Raw genomic sequence first — 14,363 nt, forward strand, 5'->3', positions numbered from 1 at the left:
TGCCCGGCAGGCGCAGCGGGGGACAGGGTGGTGGGGTGCTGACCCTGGACCAGGCCCTGGAGCTGATCGCCGCCGCCCGCGCGGAGGCGGAGGGGATCGGCGTGCCGATGTCCTTCGCGGTGACCGACCCCGGCGGTCACGTGCTCGCCGTGGCCCGGATGGACGGCGCCCCGTGGATCACCCCCGAGGTGGCGCAGGGCAAGGCCTGGACGTCGGTCGCCTTCCGGGTGCCGACCGACGTGCAGAAGACCCGGATGGAGTCGATGCCGAACTTCGTCTCGGCGCTGACCACCATGACCGGCGGCCGCTACACCCCGCAGACCGGCGCCGTGCCGGTGCACGCCGACGGCGCCCTCGTCGGCGCGATCGGCGCGGCCGGGGGCAGCGGCGCCCAGGACGAGGCGGCCTGCGCGGCCGCCGTCACCGCCTGCGGCTACTCGGTGGACTGACCCGCCCGGATGGGGTCCAGATCCAGGTCCAGGTCCAGGTCCAGGTCCGGGCCCGGGTCCAGGCCCAGCCGGCGCAGCTCCAGCCCGGCCAGGGCCCGGACCGCCGCCGGGTCGCCGCTGCGCCACCGCGCTCCGGTGCCGACGGGCAGGCGGGCCAGCTCGGGCAGCGGGGCGGTGGCCATCGCCCGGGCGGCGAGCAGCTCCAGGTCGGCCGGCTCGACCGCGCCGGTGCCCAGCAGCCGGTCCGCGGCGCCGGCCTCCCGCACCCAGTGCAGCCGGGCCGGCAGCCGGCGGGCCAGCAGCCAGCCCACCGGGAGCACCACGAGCGTCACCGCCAGCAGCGCGGCCAGGGTGTGCACGGCCTCGGAGGAGGCGTGCCCGGCGCCGGTCACCGAACCACCGGCCCGCCCGATCGCCGCGAAGGGCCCGGACAGCTCGTCACCGACGACCGGGACGTCCTCGGCCGCGCCGGCGGCGGAGTCCATCGCCCCGGACAGCGAGCGGCCCAGCCCGGCCACCGCCCGCCCCGGCTCGGCCAGGACCAGCACCGCGCCGTGCACCGTCCGGGCGACCAGCACCCAGAGCACCACCCACAGCAGCAGGGCGAGGTCGCCGGCCATCTGACGGGCCCGGCGGGTGGGGCGGTCGGCGTACAGGCGCACGGGGCAGCTCCAGGGGGTCGGGCGGGAGGTCCAGCGAGGGGGTCCCCGGGATCCTGCGGCACCGGGGCAGGAACGGCGATCCGAGCAAGAACGGTCGGGCGCGGGCACCCGGCGGGTCGGGAGACTGCTCCCATGACCGAGGAGGTGCCGGCCGGACGCGACCGGCTGCGCGAGCTGCTGGACGCGGTGCTGGACGAGGACAACCGCACCCTCGCCGAGATGGCCGGGGACGCCTTCGCCTCGCCCTGGCACTTCAGCCGGCAGGTGGCCCGGGGTGCGGGGGAGTCGCCGGTGGCGCTGCGCCGGCGGGTGGAGCTGGAGCGGGCGGCCTGGCAGCTGCAGCAGGGCGCCCGGGTCACCGACGTCGCGTTCGCCGCCGGGTACGAGTCGGTGGAGGGCTTCAGCCGGGCGTTCACCCGCGCCTTCGGTCACGCCCCGGGCCGTCGCGTGCCGCCGGCGGCACGCGACGGGCACTGGCTGCCGGCACCGAACGGCATCCACTTCCACCCGCCCACCTCGTTGTGGGTGACCGGCGGCGAGGGCGCCCGGGGCGGCGACGAGGTCACCGCCCTGCTGGTGCAGCACGCCCTGGACGACACCCGGGCGCTGCTGGAGACGGCGGCCGGGCTCGCCGCGGAGGAGTACCGGCGACCGCGCGCCGCGGGGCTGGAGGTGCTGCCCTGGGACGGTCCCGAGGAGTCGCTCGCCGCGGTGCTGGAGCACCTGGTGTGGACGACGGAGGTGTGGCTGGCCTCGGTCGAGGGCGCCGACCACCCCGCCCGCGGTGCCGACGACCCGGCCGCGCTGCTCGCCCGGCACGACGACGCCGCGCCCCGCTGGCTGGCCTTCGTCCGCGACGTCTCCCGCCGCGGCGCCTGGGGCGACCGGCTGGTCGACGCGCTCTGCGACCCGCCGGAGACCTTCGTGCTGGGCAGCGTCGTGGCGCACGTGCTGACCTTCGGCGCGCACCGGCGGCTGCTGGCGCGGCACTGGCTCCGCGCGGCCGGCGTGCCGGTCGACAGCGGCGACCCGATCGAGTGGCTGAGCAGGAGGACGACGACATGACCCGGACCGTCTACTACACCGCCACCTCGTTGGACGGCTTCATCGCGACCGCCGACCACTCGCTGGACTGGCTGCTGAGCCGGGAGAACGACGCGGACGGGCCGATGGGCTACACCGGCTTCCTCGCCGGGGTCGGCGCGCTGGCCATGGGCGCCACCACCTACCTGTGGGTGCGGGAGCACGACCCGGACTGGCTGCCCGAGCGGCCGGCGTGGGTGTTCACGCACCGGGAGCTGACCGCACCCCCGGGCGCGGACCTGCGGTTCACCGCCGACGACCCGGCCCAGGTGCACGCCGCGATGGTCGCCGCCGCCGGCGGCCGGGACGTCTGGCTGGTCGGCGGCGGCGACCTGGTCGGCCAGTTCGCCGAGCGCGGGTTGCTCGACGAGGTGGTGGTGTCCATCGCGCCGGTGACCCTCGGCGGTGGAGCGCCGCTGTTGCCGCGCCGGGTGGAGCTGGAGGTGCTCGAGTGCGCCCGCAACGGCGAGTTCGTCGTCGTCCGCTACGCCGTCGCCCCGGCCCCTGCCCCGGCGTGAGCGCTCAGCGGCCGATCGCGTCGAGCTCGGCGACGTCGTCGGCGGCGAGCTGGAGCCCCGCGCCGGCGACGTTCTCCCGCAGGTGCGCGACCGACGAGGTGCCGGGGATCAGCAGCACGTTCGGGGAGCGCTGGAGCAGCCATGCCAGGGCCACCGACATCGGCGTGGCCCCCGTCCGGTCGGCGACCGCGGACAGCGCCGCGGACTGCAGCGGGCTGAAGCCGCCGAGCGGGAAGAACGGCACGTAGGCGATGCCGTCGGCGGCCAGGGCGTCGACCAGCTCGTCGTCGGCGCGGTGGGCCAGGTTGTACATGTTCTGCACGCACACGATCGGGGCGATGGCGCGGGCCTCGGCCACCTGCTCGGCCGTCGCGTTGCTCACCCCGAGGTGGCGGACGAGGCCCTGCTCCTGCAGCTCGACGAGCGTCTCGAACGGCGCGGCGAGCGAGCCGGCGACGGGTCCCTCGGCGTCGCCGAGCCGCAGGTACACCAGGTCGAGCGAGTCGACGCCGAGGTCGTCGAGGTTCTCCTGCACCTGACGCCGGATGTCCGCCGGCCGCCGGGCCGGTGGCCAGCCGCCCTGGGCGTCCCGGTCGGCGCCGACCTTGGTCGCGACGAGCAGGGCGTCCGGGTAGGGGTGCAGCGCCTCGCGGATCAGCCGGTTGGTGACGTGGGGTCCGTAGGCGGCGCTGGTGTCGAGGTGGGTGATGCCCAGGTCGACGACCTCGCGGAGGACGGCGAGCGCACCGTCGTGGTCGGCGGGCGGGCCCATGACCCAGGGGCCGGCGAGCTGCATGGCGCCGTAGCCGAACCGGGTGACGGTCCGGTCGCCCATCGACCAGGTGCCGCCGGGGAGCGTGGTGGAGCTGGTGGTCACGGTCGTTCCCTCTCGTGCGGTGCGGATGTCACGTGCCATCCTGACCAGGACACTTCCCGACGGGAAGTGCGCACTTCGAGGTGCGTAGGGCACCCCCGGGTGAGGAGCAGGCGATGACGACGACGACCGCGGCCCAGCAGCGGGCCCAGGGCAAGGTCGAGTACGACGCGTTCCTGGCGGGTTGCCCGAGCCGGCAGCTGCTCGACCGCATCTCGGACAAGTGGGTCGCGCTGGTGCTCTGCGCGCTGGGCGGCGGCCCGACCGGCCCCGGTACCGAGGCCGGCGGTGCGCCCCGCCCGCTCCGCTACTCCGAGCTCGCCCGGGCGCTGGCCGGGGTCAGCCCGAAGATGCTCACCCAGACACTGCGCGCCCTGGAACGCGACGGCCTGCTCACCCGCAGCGTCACGCCGACGGTGCCGGTCACCGTCAGCTACGAGCTGACCGGCCTCGGCCGCTCGCTGTACGGGACGATCCGCGGGCTCAAGGCATGGGCCCAGGCGCACATGGACGACGTGCTCGCCGAACGCGCCCGGTACGACGCCCGGGTCACCTGAGGCGGGGACATCGACCGGCCCGGGTGGCGGTGGACACACCTGCGGCACCGGCCGGACCTAGACTCCGCCGGGAGGCGCGCCCCGACCGGGCCGCCCACGATGCGGTGGCACCACCGGCACCCCGGGGGACGCCCGCCGAGACGGGGAGTGGGGACCATGCGGGTCGGTGTCGCCCGAGAGGTCAAGAACCGTGAGTACCGGGTCGCGCTGACGCCGTCGGGCGTCACCGAACTGGTCGCCGCCGGGCACCAGGTGCTCGTCGAGCGCGACGCCGGCGCCGGGTCGTCGATCCCGGACGCCGACTTCACCGCCGCCGGCGCCCGGATCGTGCCCTCCGCCGACGACGTCTGGGCCGACGCCGACCTGCTGCTGAAGGTGAAGGAGCCGGTCGCGGAGGAGTACGGCCGCATGCGGGCCGGGCAGACCCTGTTCACCTACCTCCACCTGGCCGCCTCCCGCGCCTGCACCGACGCGCTGATCGCCGCGGGCACCACCGCGATCGCCTACGAGACGGTGCAGACCGACGGCGGGGCGCTGCCGCTGCTCGCCCCGATGTCGGAGGTCGCCGGCCGGATGGCTCCCCAGGTCGGGGCGCACACGCTGGAGCGGGCGCAGGGCGGGCGCGGCGTGCTGCTGGGCGGGGTGTCCGGGGTGCACGCGGCGAAGGTCGTCGTCCTGGGCGCGGGCGTCTCGGGGATGAACGCGGCCACGATCGCGCTGGGCATGCAGGCCCAGGTCACCGTGCTCGACCGGGACCTGGAGAAGCTGCGCGCCGCCGACCGGCTCTACCGCGGGCACCTGCAGACGGTCGCCTCCAACGCGCTGGAGGTGGAGCGGGCGGTGCTGGAGGCCGACCTGGTGATCGGCGCCGTCCTGGTGCCCGGGGCCAAGGCGCCCACGCTGGTCAGCGACGAGCTGGTCGGCCGGATGAAGCCCGGGTCGGTGCTGGTGGACATCGCCGTCGACCAGGGCGGCTGCTTCGAGTCGACCCGGCCCACCACGCACGACGACCCGACGTTCGGCGTCGCCGACTCGGTCTTCTACTGCGTGGCCAACATGCCCGGCGCGGTGCCGCACACCTCCACCTACGCGCTGACCAACGTGACCCTGCCGTACGTGCTCGCCCTCGCCGCCCACGGCACCGACGCCGCGGTGACGGCGGACCCGGCGCTGGCCCGCGGGGTCAACGTCGCCTCCGGCAGGCTGGTGCACGAGGGCGTGGCCGCCGCGCACGGCCTGCGGTGGGAGCCGCTGGCGGAGGTGCTGTCCTGACGGTCGTCCAGACGGGGGCCGGCCCCGACGTGCAGCGGGTGGTCACCGGGTACCTGGACCACCTGACGGTCGAGCGCGGCCTGGCCGCCAACACGATCGCCTCCTACCGCCGCGACCTGCGCCGGTACGCGGAGTTCCTGGCCGCCACCGGCGTGCGCGGGCTCGGGGAGGTGGGGGAGTCCGACGTCGCGGCGTTCCTGGTGGCGCTGCGGGCCGGCGACGAGGACCACCCTCCGCTGTCGGCGACCTCGGCGGCGCGGGCCGTGGTCGCCGTCCGCGGGCTGCACCGGTTCGCGCTGCTCGACGGGCTCGTCCCCGACGACGTCGCCGCCGAGGTGCGCCCACCGGCCCCGGCCCGCCGGCTGCCCAAGGCGATCCCGGTCGAGGAGATCGAGGCGCTGCTGACCGCCGCCGGCTCGCTGGAGGGGCCGCGCGGGTTGCGTGACCGGGCGCTGCTGGAGCTGCTGTACGGCACCGGCGCGCGGATCTCCGAGGCCGTCGGGCTGGCCGTCGACGACCTGGACCTGTCCGCCGCCGCGGTCCGGCTGGCCGGCAAGGGCGGCAAGGAACGGGTCGTGCCCGTGGGCAGCTACGCCGTCCGCGCCGTCGAGGAGTACCTGGTCCGTGCCCGGCCGGCGCTGGCCCAGAAGGCGAGGTCGGGGGTGCGCGGTGGCGCGCTGTTCCTCAACGCCCGCGGCGGCTCGCTGTCCCGGCAGAGCGCGTGGACGATCCTGCGGGACGCCGCCGAGCGGGCCGGCATCTCCGCGGAGCTCTCCCCGCACACCCTGCGGCACTCCTTCGCCACGCACCTGCTCGACGGTGGCGCCGACGTCCGGGTGGTGCAGGAGCTGCTCGGCCACGCCTCGGTGACCACCACGCAGGTGTACACGCTGGTCACCGTCGAGCGGCTGCGCGAGGTCTACGCGACCAGCCACCCCCGCGCGCTGCGCTGACCCACCCGCGGACCCGCCCGCCGGGCCCGTCGGCAGATTTGTCGACAACTCGACCGCCAACCGGTCACGTCCCCCTCCCCGGCTGCCGAGAGGGGGAGTGGGAGATCGGTGCGGGGCTTCCCCCCGCCGCGCCGCGAGGTCTCCCGACGCGGCCGCCGTCCGGTGGCCGCGGGTCCGGGGCCGGCGGACGACGCCGGCCGGCACCAGCGAGGGAAGAGGGCGCACACCATGTCGACACGAGCCGAGGCGGCGGGGCGCGCGGTCGCGCTCCCGTACGGCGGGGCCCCGGCCGGCGATGCCGAGATGGGGGCGCCGGCCAGCCGGGTCGACCCGGCGAAGGCGCGGCAGCGCAAGCTGCCCACGCCGAAGCCGCTCACGCAGCACGGGCCGGCGCGGGTCATCGCCATGTGCAACCAGAAGGGTGGGGTCGGCAAGACCACCTCGACCATCAACCTGGGTGCGGCGCTCGCCGAGCAGGGCCGCAAGGTGCTGCTGGTCGACCTCGACCCGCAGGGTGCGCTGTCGGTCGGCCTGGGCATCCCCGCCCAGCAGCTGGACCGCACCATCTACAACGCCCTGATGGAGCCCGGCACGTCGCTGGCCGACGTGCGGGTGGCCACGGGCGTGCCCGGCCTGGACCTGGTGCCCAGCAACATCGACCTGTCCGCCGCCGAGGTGCAGCTGGTCAGCGAGGTCGCCCGCGAGCAGACGCTGATGCGGGTGCTCGGTCCGATCCGTGCGGAGTACGACTACGTGCTCATCGACTGCCAGCCCTCGCTGGGCCTGCTCACGGTGAACGCGCTGACCGCCGCGCACGGCGTGATCATCCCGCTGGAGTGCGAGTTCTTCTCCCTGCGCGGCGTCGCGCTGCTGGTCGACACGATCGACAAGGTGAAGGAGCGGCTCAACCCCGCCCTGGAGGTCTCCGGCATCCTCGCCACCATGTACGACACGCGGACCGTGCACTGCCGCGAGGTGTTCAGCCGGGTGGTCGAGGCCTTCGGCGACACGGTCTTCCAGACCGTCATCGGCCGCACCGTGCGGTTCCCGGAGACGACCGTCGCCGGGCAGCCCATCACCACCTGGGCGCCCACGTCGTCGGGTGCCGCGGCCTACCGCGACCTGGCCAAGGAGGTCATCGCCCTGTGACTCGGCGCCCCGTCCTGCCTGGCGCGAGCGAACTGTTCCGCCGCACCGACACCCCGGCCGCGCCCTCCGCGCCGGTCACCGAGCTGTCGACCCTGGCCGCCGCCCAGGCGTCCCCCGCGCTGCGCGGGACCCGGGCGGAGCCCGCCGCCGAGCCGCAGGCCACCCCGCCGCAGCCCGGTGCCGCGCCGCTGACCCTGGTGCCCGACGTCGCCGGGGGTGCGCCGCGGATCGTCGTCGACGAGCTCGCCGGCCACCGCGCGACGCTGCCCGCCGCACCTGCCGCGCCCGCCCAGGCAGCCCCCCGCCAGCGCGCGGACCGCGGTCGCACGCGGCACGAGGAGAAGATCACCGTCTACTGCTCGGCCGAGGAGCTGCTGGCCCTGGAGTCCGCCCGGCTCACGCTGCGCGGCCAGCACGGCGTCGTCGCCGACCGGGGCCGGATCGTCCGCGAGGCGATCGCGGTCCTGCTCTCGGACTACGAGCTGCACGCCGAGGACTCCGTCCTCGTCCGCCGCCTGCGCAAGTGAGCTGACCGCCGCGGGCGCCGGTCCTACGCTGACCCGGTGCCCGCGGCCCCGTTCACCGACGAGCTCGTGCGCCGGCTGCGGAGGGGCGACCGGGAGGTCGCGGTGCGCTTCGGCGGCCACCGGTCGGCGGAGATCACGCTGCACCCCCAGGGGCTCGACCACCCGGTCGTGCTCCGGACGAAGGAGCCTGATCTCGAGGCGGCGGTGACCGCCCTCGGCGCGGACTGCCGCGACGTCCTGTGGCCCGGCCACAGCGAGGAGTCCGCCGGGTTCACCCTGCTGCTCGTGCACCTCGACGAGGTCATCGCCACCCGCGACACCACCGAGCCGGTGCGGATCGGCTCCCTGGGGCTGGAGTGGCCACGGTGGCCGCGCGCGTGAGCGCGTGACCGGTTCCGTCACCCCGGCGCTCTAGGCTCGGGACGTGACGACGACGGCGCCGGAGGTGGTCCCGGACGGTCGGTTCACCGTCCGGCTGACCAACTTCGAGGGCCCGTTCGACCTGCTGCTGCAGCTGATCGGCAAGCACAAGCTCGACGTCACCGAGATCGCCCTGTCGCAGGTGACCGACGAGTTCATCGCCCACCTGCGCGCGCTCGGCGACGAGCTGGACCTGGACCAGGCCAGCGAGTTCCTGGTCGTCGCCGCCACCCTGCTGGACCTCAAGGCCGCCCGGCTGCTGCCGGCCGCGGACGTCGAGGACGAGGACGACCTCGAGCTGCTGGAGGCGCGCGACCTGCTCTTCGCCCGGCTGCTGCAGTACCGCGCCTACAAGCAGGCCGCCCAGTTCCTCCGTGAACGGGAGGCGGTGGCGGCCCGCCGGTTCCCCCGGGAGGCGGCGCTGGAACCGCGCTTCGCCGAGCTGCTGCCGGAGGTGCTGCTCGGGGTGAGCCCGGAGCAGTTCGCCGCGCTCGCCGCCCAGGCGCTCACCCCCAAGCCCCCGCCCACGGTCAGCGTCTCGCACCTGCACGCGCCGGCGGTCAGCCTCACCGAGCAGCTGGTGCTGGTGCGGGCCCGGCTCGCCGAGGCCGGGACGGCGAGCTTCCGGGGGCTGAGCCGGGACTGCGCGCACACCCTGGAGGTGGTCGCCCGCTTCCTCGCCCTGCTGGAGCTCTACCGCCAGCAGCTGGTCACCTTCGACCAGGCCGTCCCGCTGGGGGAGCTGCACGTGCGGTGGACCGGCCCGCAGCTGGTCGACGGCCGCCTCCCCGGGCTGGACGACGACGCCGACGAGCGGGTGGAGGAGTACGCGTGAGCGGGCCCGGACACCCCGGGGACGACGACGGCACGGCACCCGAGGAACGACCGGAGTTCTCCTGGGACGCCCTCGCCGCGGAGTTCGCCGCCGCCGCGCAGGACGATGAGCCGCCGGTCGAGAGCTGGGACGCCATCGCCGCCCAGCTGGCCGCCGGCCTGGGCACACCCGTCGAGGACGGTGCGCCGCCGGAGGGGCCCGCGCCCGTCGACGGGCCGGTGCGACCGCTCGAGCGTGGCCCGGCCGCCCCGCCTGTCGAGCTGGAGGTCGTCCCCGAACCCGAGATGCCGGTGGAGGAGCCCACCGCCACGCCGGAACCGGCCCTGGACGCCCTGCCGCTGGACGCCCTGCCGCTGGACGCCCTGCCGCTGGACGCCCCACCGCTGGACGCCGTCGCGCTCCGCGGTGGGCTCGAGGCGCTGCTGTTCGTCGCCGACGCCCCGCTGGACGAGGGCACGCTCGCCGCGGCGATGCGCTGCTCGGTGCTGCGGCTGCGCGCGGAACTGGCCGACCTCGGCGCCGACTACGACGCCCGGCGCGCCGGGGTCGTGCTGCGCCGGGTGGGGGAGGGGTGGCGGCTCTACACCCGGGAGGAGCACGCCCCGGTCGTCGAGCGGCACCTGCTCGGTGGGCAGCGCAGCCGGCTCACCCAGGCGGCGCTGGAGACGCTCGCGGTGATCGCCTACCGCCAGCCGGTCACCCGCGCCCGCGTCTCCGCGATCCGTGGGGTCGGCGTCGACGCCGTCGTCCGCACGCTGGTGACCCGGGGGCTTATCCGGGAGGCCGGCTCCGACCCCGACACCGGGGGCGGCCTGTACGTGACCACGCCGCTGTTCCTGGAGCGCCTGGGCCTCACCGGCCTGGACGAGCTGCCGCCGCTGGCCCCGCTGGTGCCCGACACCCGCTCGATGCTGGACGAGCACCCCGAGCGGTGACCCGGAGCGTGCGGCGCCGAGTTCGTCGTGTCGACCGCAACATGTGGCGCTCCCCCGAGACGACCCGTGCGAGCCTGGCCGGACCGTGACGAGTGCACCAGTACGGGGTCAGGAGTTGCACGCTCTCGGCGATGTCGCCGATCCAGCGGTCAGCCCTCGGGACGTGCAATGGCTGAGGGGACGGGTGCCCTACTGGCAGCATGGGCGCGGTGACGCGAGATCGAGGCCGTGCTGCGACCGGCGAAGAGCGTGGATCGTCCGTTTCCAGGAGCGGCGTCTGATGTGGCTGGCGATACCGGCCGGCCAGCCCGTGAGTGGGTCCTACGCCATCATCTTCTTGCTCCTCTTCGTCCTGATCGCCATCACGCTGGCCGTCATCTACTTCCGCAACCGGAAGAGGTGAGCCCGAGTGCAGATCGCTCTGAACGTCATGATCATCGTGATCGGACTCGCGGTCATCGCGGCCAACAGCAAGCTCGCGAAATCAGGGGAAGCGTCCTTCGCGGAAGCTCGCGGTCTCCCCGAGGGTTCCGGGAAACGGCGGTTCTACCGAGAGTTCTCCCGAGTCGTCTCCGTGATCGCGGGTTGCTTCTTCATCACGGTCGGCCTGCTGAGGTTCATGGGCTGATGCGGTGGACGGGACGGGGCTGCTCGGACGATCGTCATCGCACCGGGACGGGACACCGTGCTGGGGACGTGGCGACGACTCGTACCGGTCGATGAGAGCAACGGATCAGCCTGGTGGGGCAGTGTGCAGTCCAACGGCCCCGGCTGGCTTCCTGTCGCAGATGACGGTGGTGATCACCGTGGGGTCTCAGGTGGGAGACTGGCGGGGATGAACACGCACGCAGACGACGAGTCCCCGACCGCGGGCGGCGAGGGCTGGTCCGAGGAGATGGAGCTCGCCCCCGCCCACCCCGGCGACCGCGAGAGCCCCGAGCCCGACGACGACCGCCCCGGCGAGCGGCTGCAGAAGGTCCTCGCCCGGGCCGGCATCGGCTCCCGGCGGGTCTGCGAGGACATGATCGACGAGGGCCGGATCAGCGTGAACGGCGCCGTCGTCATGGCCCAGGGCATGCGGATCGACCCCGACACCGCGGTCATCGCGGTCGACGGGCGGCGGATCGACATCCGCAACGACAAGATCACCTACGCGATGAACAAGCCCTCCGGCGTGATCACCGCGATGAGCGACGACCGGAACCGGCCCACCGTCGGCGACATGATGGGCGACCTCGCCGCGGGCCTGGTGCACGTCGGCCGGCTGGACCAGGACACCGAGGGCCTGCTGCTGCTCACCACCGACGGCGAGCTGGCCCACCGGCTCGCGCACCCGTCCTACAACGTGAAGAAGACCTACCTGGCGCAGGTCAGCGGCTCGGTGCCGCGGGACATGGCCAAGCGGCTGCGCAAGGGCATCGAGCTGGAGGACGGCCCGGTCAAGGTCGACGCCTTCTCCGTCGTCGACACCCACGCCGGCCAGTCGGTGGTGGAGGTCGTGCTGCACGAGGGCCGCAAGCACATCGTCCGGCGGCTGCTGGCCGAGGTCGGGCTGCCGGTCAACCGGCTCACCCGGACCGCCGTCGGCCCGGTCGACCTGGCCCGGATGCGGATCGGCACCATCCGGAAGCTGACCCGTCAGGAGGTCGGCGCGCTGCACGAGCTCGTCGGGCTGTGAACGCCGACCGCCGGTGCCCCTGAGGGACACCGGCGGTCGGGAGAACGCCAGGAGGGGCGGCCGTCGCAGGACAGCCGCCCCTCCGGCCGTCACAGGGAGCGGACCTCCACCGGGGTGCTGAGCACCCGGTCGGTGCCCACCACGCGGGTCTCGCCGGTCAGCCGCACGGGCAGCTCGAAGCGCAGGTCCTCGCTGGAGGCGCCCAGCTGGAACACCAGGTCACCGGGCTCGACGACGCGCTGCATGTCCCGGCCGGTGAACGAGGTCCGGTCGGCGTGCACCGTGAAGGTCACTTGCGCCGCGGCGCCGGCGGCCAGCTCGACGCGGGCGAAGCCGACGAGCTGACGCACCGGGCGCACCACGCTGGCCACCGGGTCGTGCAGGTACAGCTGCACGATCTCCGCGCCGTCCCGGTCGCCGGTGTTGCGCACCGTCACCGACACGGTGACCTCGCCGTCCGCGGTCAGCTCGGCCGCGCCGGTCACGCCGTCCTCCCAGGCGAAGGAGGTGTAGGACAGGCCGTGGCCGAAGGGGAAGACCGGGGTCGGGTCGGCGGCGCTGATCCCGCTCTTGGCGCCCAGCGCCGCGTGCAGGTAGGTGTTCGGGGCACCACCGGGCGTGCTGGCCACCTGGACCGGCAGCTTGCCCGAGGGGTTGACCCGGCCGCTGAGCACCCCGGTGACCGCGCCGGCGCCCTCCTCGCCCGGGAAGAACGCCTGCACGATGGCGGCGGCCCGGTCGACCACGCCACCCAGGGCGTAGGGGCGGCCGGTGAGCAGCACCACGACGACGGGCTTGCCGGTCTCCAGCAGCGCGTCGAGCAGCTCGCCCTGGACGCCGGGCAGTCGCAGGTCGTCGGCGTCGCAGCCCTCACCGGAGGTGCCGCGGCCGAACAGCCCGGCGATGTCGCCGAGCACGGCCAGCACCACGTCGGCGTCCTGCGCCACCCGGACGGCGTCGGCGATGCCGCTGCGGTCGGGTTCCTGCACCGGGCAGCCCTGGGCGGTGGTCACCTCGGCGTCGGGGAACTCCGTGCGGACGGCGTCGAGCAGTGTGGGCAGCTCGATGCCCAGCTCCATGTCCGGGTGGGCGACCCCGACGTGGTTGGGGAAGGCGTAGCAGCCCATCAGCGACAGCACCTCGTCGGCGGCCGGGCCGACGACGGCGAGCGTGGCCGGGGCGGTCAGCGGCAGGGCGCCGGCCCGGTTGTCCAGCAGCACGACCGACCGCTCCGCCATGGTGCGGGCCAGCGCCCGCATGTGCGGCGGGTCGAAGTCGATCGTGGTGCCCGCGCGCAGCGCCTGCGGCTCGGGGTCCCAGCCGGCGTCGAGCAGCCCCAGCTCGCCCTTCTGCCGCAGCACCCGCTCCAGGGCGGTGTCCACGACGGCCATCGGCACCTCGCCGGAGCGGATCCGTTCCAGCAGCGGCTCGCCGTAGCAGCGCACGGTGGGCAGCTCGACGTCGATGCCGGCGGTCAGCGCCAGCGCGGCGGCCTCGCCGGGGCCGGCGGCCACGCCCTGGGTCGTCTCCAGGAAGGAGACGGCGAAGTAGTCGGCGACCACGGTGCCGTCGAAGCCCAGCGTGCCGCGGAGCAGGTCGGTCATCAGGGCCGGGTCGGCGGCCGGGGGGACGCCGTCGACGGCGGCGTAGGAGTTCATCACCGAGCGGGCGCCGCCCTCGCGCAGCGCCGTCTCGAACGGCGGCAGGACGACGTCGCGGAAGTCACGCGGGCCCATCCGCACCGGGGCGTGGTTGCGGCCGGCGCCGGAGGCGGAGTACCCGGCAAAGTGCTTGAGGGTGGAGACGATCCCGGCGTCCTCCAGGCCCCGCACGTAGGCGGTGCCCAGCGCGGCGACCAGGTAGGGGTCCTCGCCGATGGTCTCCTCGGTACGGCCCCAGCGGTGGTCGAAGCTGACGTCGAGCACGGGGGAGAGGCCCTGGTGCACCCCGACCGACCGCATCAGGTCACCGATGCCGCGGGACATGGCGTGCACCGACTCGGCGTCGAAGGACGCTCCCCACGCCAGCGGGATCGGGAACACCGTGGCCTGCCAGGCGGTGAAGCCGGTGAGGCACTCCTCGTGCGCGATCGCCGGGATGCCCAGGCGTGACCCCTCGACGATGCCGCGCTGGGTCTGCGCCAGCACCCGGGCGCCGGTCTCCGGCTCGACCGGTCCGGTGCCGAACACGCGCGTCAGCTGACCGAGGCCGGGCTTGGTGAGCTCCTCCCACGGCGGCAGCGGCTCGGCGAACTCGTGCTGGTTGGGGGCGACCTCCTCGCCCTCCGAGATCGCCGTCCACACGCCGTAGAGCTGGGCGACCTTCTCCTCGAGGGTCATGGCGTCCATGAGCTCGCGGACCCGCTCGTCCAGCGGGCGGGCGGGGTCGCGCCAGCCGGCGGCGGGCTCCGCGGCGGGGTGCTGGTCGGTCGGGTTCGTCACGGTGGTGCTC

16 protein-coding genes are annotated in these 14,363 nt (G+C 74.9%); 13 read left to right on the forward strand and 3 right to left on the reverse strand.

Annotated elements, in window-relative coordinates; genetic code table 11:
- Nucleotides 1–35: 35 nt before the first annotated feature.
- Complete coding sequence (locus JD78_RS05775) at nucleotides 36–449, forward strand: GlcG/HbpS family heme-binding protein (protein ID WP_153361601.1); 414 nt, start codon at nucleotides 36–38, stop codon at nucleotides 447–449.
- Here JD78_RS05775 and JD78_RS05780 read toward each other — a convergent pair.
- Nucleotides 434–1,111: a hypothetical protein gene (locus tag JD78_RS05780; protein ID WP_153361602.1), complete on the reverse strand. Its 678-nt coding sequence runs from the start codon at nucleotides 1,109–1,111 to the stop codon at nucleotides 434–436. The two genes, JD78_RS05775 and JD78_RS05780, sit on opposite strands and share 16 nt — an antisense overlap.
- Before the next feature lie 132 nt (nucleotides 1,112–1,243).
- Here JD78_RS05780 and JD78_RS05785 point away from each other — a divergent pair, with 132 nt between their 5' ends.
- Complete coding sequence (locus tag JD78_RS05785; RefSeq protein ID WP_153361603.1) at nucleotides 1,244–2,176, forward strand: helix-turn-helix domain-containing protein; 933 nt, start codon at nucleotides 1,244–1,246, stop codon at nucleotides 2,174–2,176.
- Complete coding sequence (locus JD78_RS05790) at nucleotides 2,173–2,712, forward strand: dihydrofolate reductase family protein (RefSeq protein WP_153361604.1); 540 nt, start codon at nucleotides 2,173–2,175, stop codon at nucleotides 2,710–2,712. The genes JD78_RS05785 and JD78_RS05790 overlap by 4 nt, the downstream gene beginning before the upstream one ends.
- Before the next feature lie 4 nt (nucleotides 2,713–2,716).
- Here JD78_RS05790 and JD78_RS05795 read toward each other — a convergent pair whose 3' ends face one another.
- On the reverse strand, nucleotides 2,717–3,589 hold the full coding sequence (locus tag JD78_RS05795) for an aldo/keto reductase family oxidoreductase (protein ID WP_166521024.1): 873 nt from the start codon (nucleotides 3,587–3,589) through the stop codon (nucleotides 2,717–2,719).
- Nucleotides 3,590–3,702: 113 nt separating this feature from the next.
- Here JD78_RS05795 and JD78_RS05800 point away from each other — a divergent pair, with 113 nt between their 5' ends.
- The 10 genes from JD78_RS05800 to JD78_RS05845 all read left to right on the forward strand — a co-directional run bounded on the left by JD78_RS05800 (nucleotide 3,703) and on the right by JD78_RS05845 (nucleotide 11,912).
- Nucleotides 3,703–4,143, forward strand: a complete 441-nt coding sequence (locus JD78_RS05800; protein WP_153361606.1) for a winged helix-turn-helix transcriptional regulator — start codon at nucleotides 3,703–3,705, stop codon at nucleotides 4,141–4,143.
- A 156-nt stretch (nucleotides 4,144–4,299) separates the two neighbouring features.
- A complete protein-coding gene (gene ald, locus JD78_RS05805) occupies nucleotides 4,300–5,415 on the forward strand; it encodes an alanine dehydrogenase (protein ID WP_153361607.1) in 1,116 nt (371 codons plus the stop codon).
- A 38-nt stretch (nucleotides 5,416–5,453) separates the two neighbouring features.
- Nucleotides 5,454–6,368, forward strand: a complete 915-nt coding sequence (gene xerD / locus JD78_RS05810; protein WP_153361608.1) for a site-specific tyrosine recombinase XerD — start codon at nucleotides 5,454–5,456, stop codon at nucleotides 6,366–6,368.
- Between the two features lie 228 nt (nucleotides 6,369–6,596).
- Nucleotides 6,597–7,517 carry a ParA family protein gene (locus JD78_RS05815; RefSeq protein ID WP_153361609.1) on the forward strand — a complete coding sequence of 307 codons (921 nt, stop codon included), beginning with the start codon at nucleotides 6,597–6,599 and terminating at the stop codon, nucleotides 7,515–7,517.
- A complete protein-coding gene (locus JD78_RS05820) occupies nucleotides 7,514–8,044 on the forward strand; it encodes a hypothetical protein (protein ID WP_153361610.1) in 531 nt (176 codons plus the stop codon). Before JD78_RS05815 ends, JD78_RS05820 begins: the two co-directional genes overlap by 4 nt.
- Before the next feature lie 36 nt (nucleotides 8,045–8,080).
- Entirely contained in the window at nucleotides 8,081–8,425 is a 345-nt protein-coding gene (locus JD78_RS05825) for a hypothetical protein (RefSeq protein WP_153361611.1), read from the forward strand.
- 43 nt (nucleotides 8,426–8,468) lie between these two features.
- On the forward strand, nucleotides 8,469–9,299 hold the full coding sequence (locus JD78_RS05830; RefSeq protein WP_153361612.1) for a segregation and condensation protein A: 831 nt from the start codon (nucleotides 8,469–8,471) through the stop codon (nucleotides 9,297–9,299).
- The gene (gene scpB / locus JD78_RS05835; RefSeq protein WP_153361613.1) at nucleotides 9,296–10,234 is read left to right on the forward strand and encodes an SMC-Scp complex subunit ScpB; all 939 of its coding nucleotides are present in this window, start codon (nucleotides 9,296–9,298) and stop codon (nucleotides 10,232–10,234) included. The genes JD78_RS05830 and scpB overlap by 4 nt, the downstream gene beginning before the upstream one ends.
- A gap of 409 nt (nucleotides 10,235–10,643) precedes the next feature.
- Entirely contained in the window at nucleotides 10,644–10,862 is a 219-nt protein-coding gene (locus JD78_RS05840) for a hypothetical protein (protein WP_153361614.1), read from the forward strand.
- A gap of 207 nt (nucleotides 10,863–11,069) precedes the next feature.
- On the forward strand, nucleotides 11,070–11,912 hold the full coding sequence (locus JD78_RS05845) for a pseudouridine synthase (RefSeq protein ID WP_153361615.1): 843 nt from the start codon (nucleotides 11,070–11,072) through the stop codon (nucleotides 11,910–11,912).
- Nucleotides 11,913–12,001: 89 nt separating this feature from the next.
- Here JD78_RS05845 and JD78_RS05850 read toward each other — a convergent pair whose 3' ends face one another.
- On the reverse strand, nucleotides 12,002–14,353 hold the full coding sequence (locus JD78_RS05850; protein WP_208103994.1) for a beta-xylosidase/alpha-l-arabinosidase: 2,352 nt from the start codon (nucleotides 14,351–14,353) through the stop codon (nucleotides 12,002–12,004).
- Nucleotides 14,354–14,363 lie beyond the last annotated feature (10 nt).

Origin of the sequence: Modestobacter roseus (assembly GCF_007994135.1) — a bacterium.
Classification (GTDB): Bacteria; Actinomycetota; Actinomycetes; order Mycobacteriales; family Geodermatophilaceae; genus Modestobacter; species Modestobacter roseus.

Bases quoted from the DNA above. Each gene is read 5' to 3' on its own strand.
- JD78_RS05785 (WP_153361603.1), top strand. From the start codon at position 1,244: ATGACCGAGGAGGTGCCGGCCGGACGCGACCGGCTGCGCGAGCTGCTG.
- JD78_RS05790 (WP_153361604.1), top strand. From the start codon at position 2,173: ATGACCCGGACCGTCTACTACACCGCCACCTCGTTGGACGGCTTCATC.
- JD78_RS05815 (WP_153361609.1), top strand. From the start codon at position 6,597: ATGTCGACACGAGCCGAGGCGGCGGGGCGCGCGGTCGCGCTCCCGTAC.
- ald (WP_153361607.1), top strand. From the start codon at position 4,300: ATGCGGGTCGGTGTCGCCCGAGAGGTCAAGAACCGTGAGTACCGGGTC.
- JD78_RS05800 (WP_153361606.1), top strand. From the start codon at position 3,703: ATGACGACGACGACCGCGGCCCAGCAGCGGGCCCAGGGCAAGGTCGAG.
- JD78_RS05845 (WP_153361615.1), top strand. From the start codon at position 11,070: ATGAACACGCACGCAGACGACGAGTCCCCGACCGCGGGCGGCGAGGGC.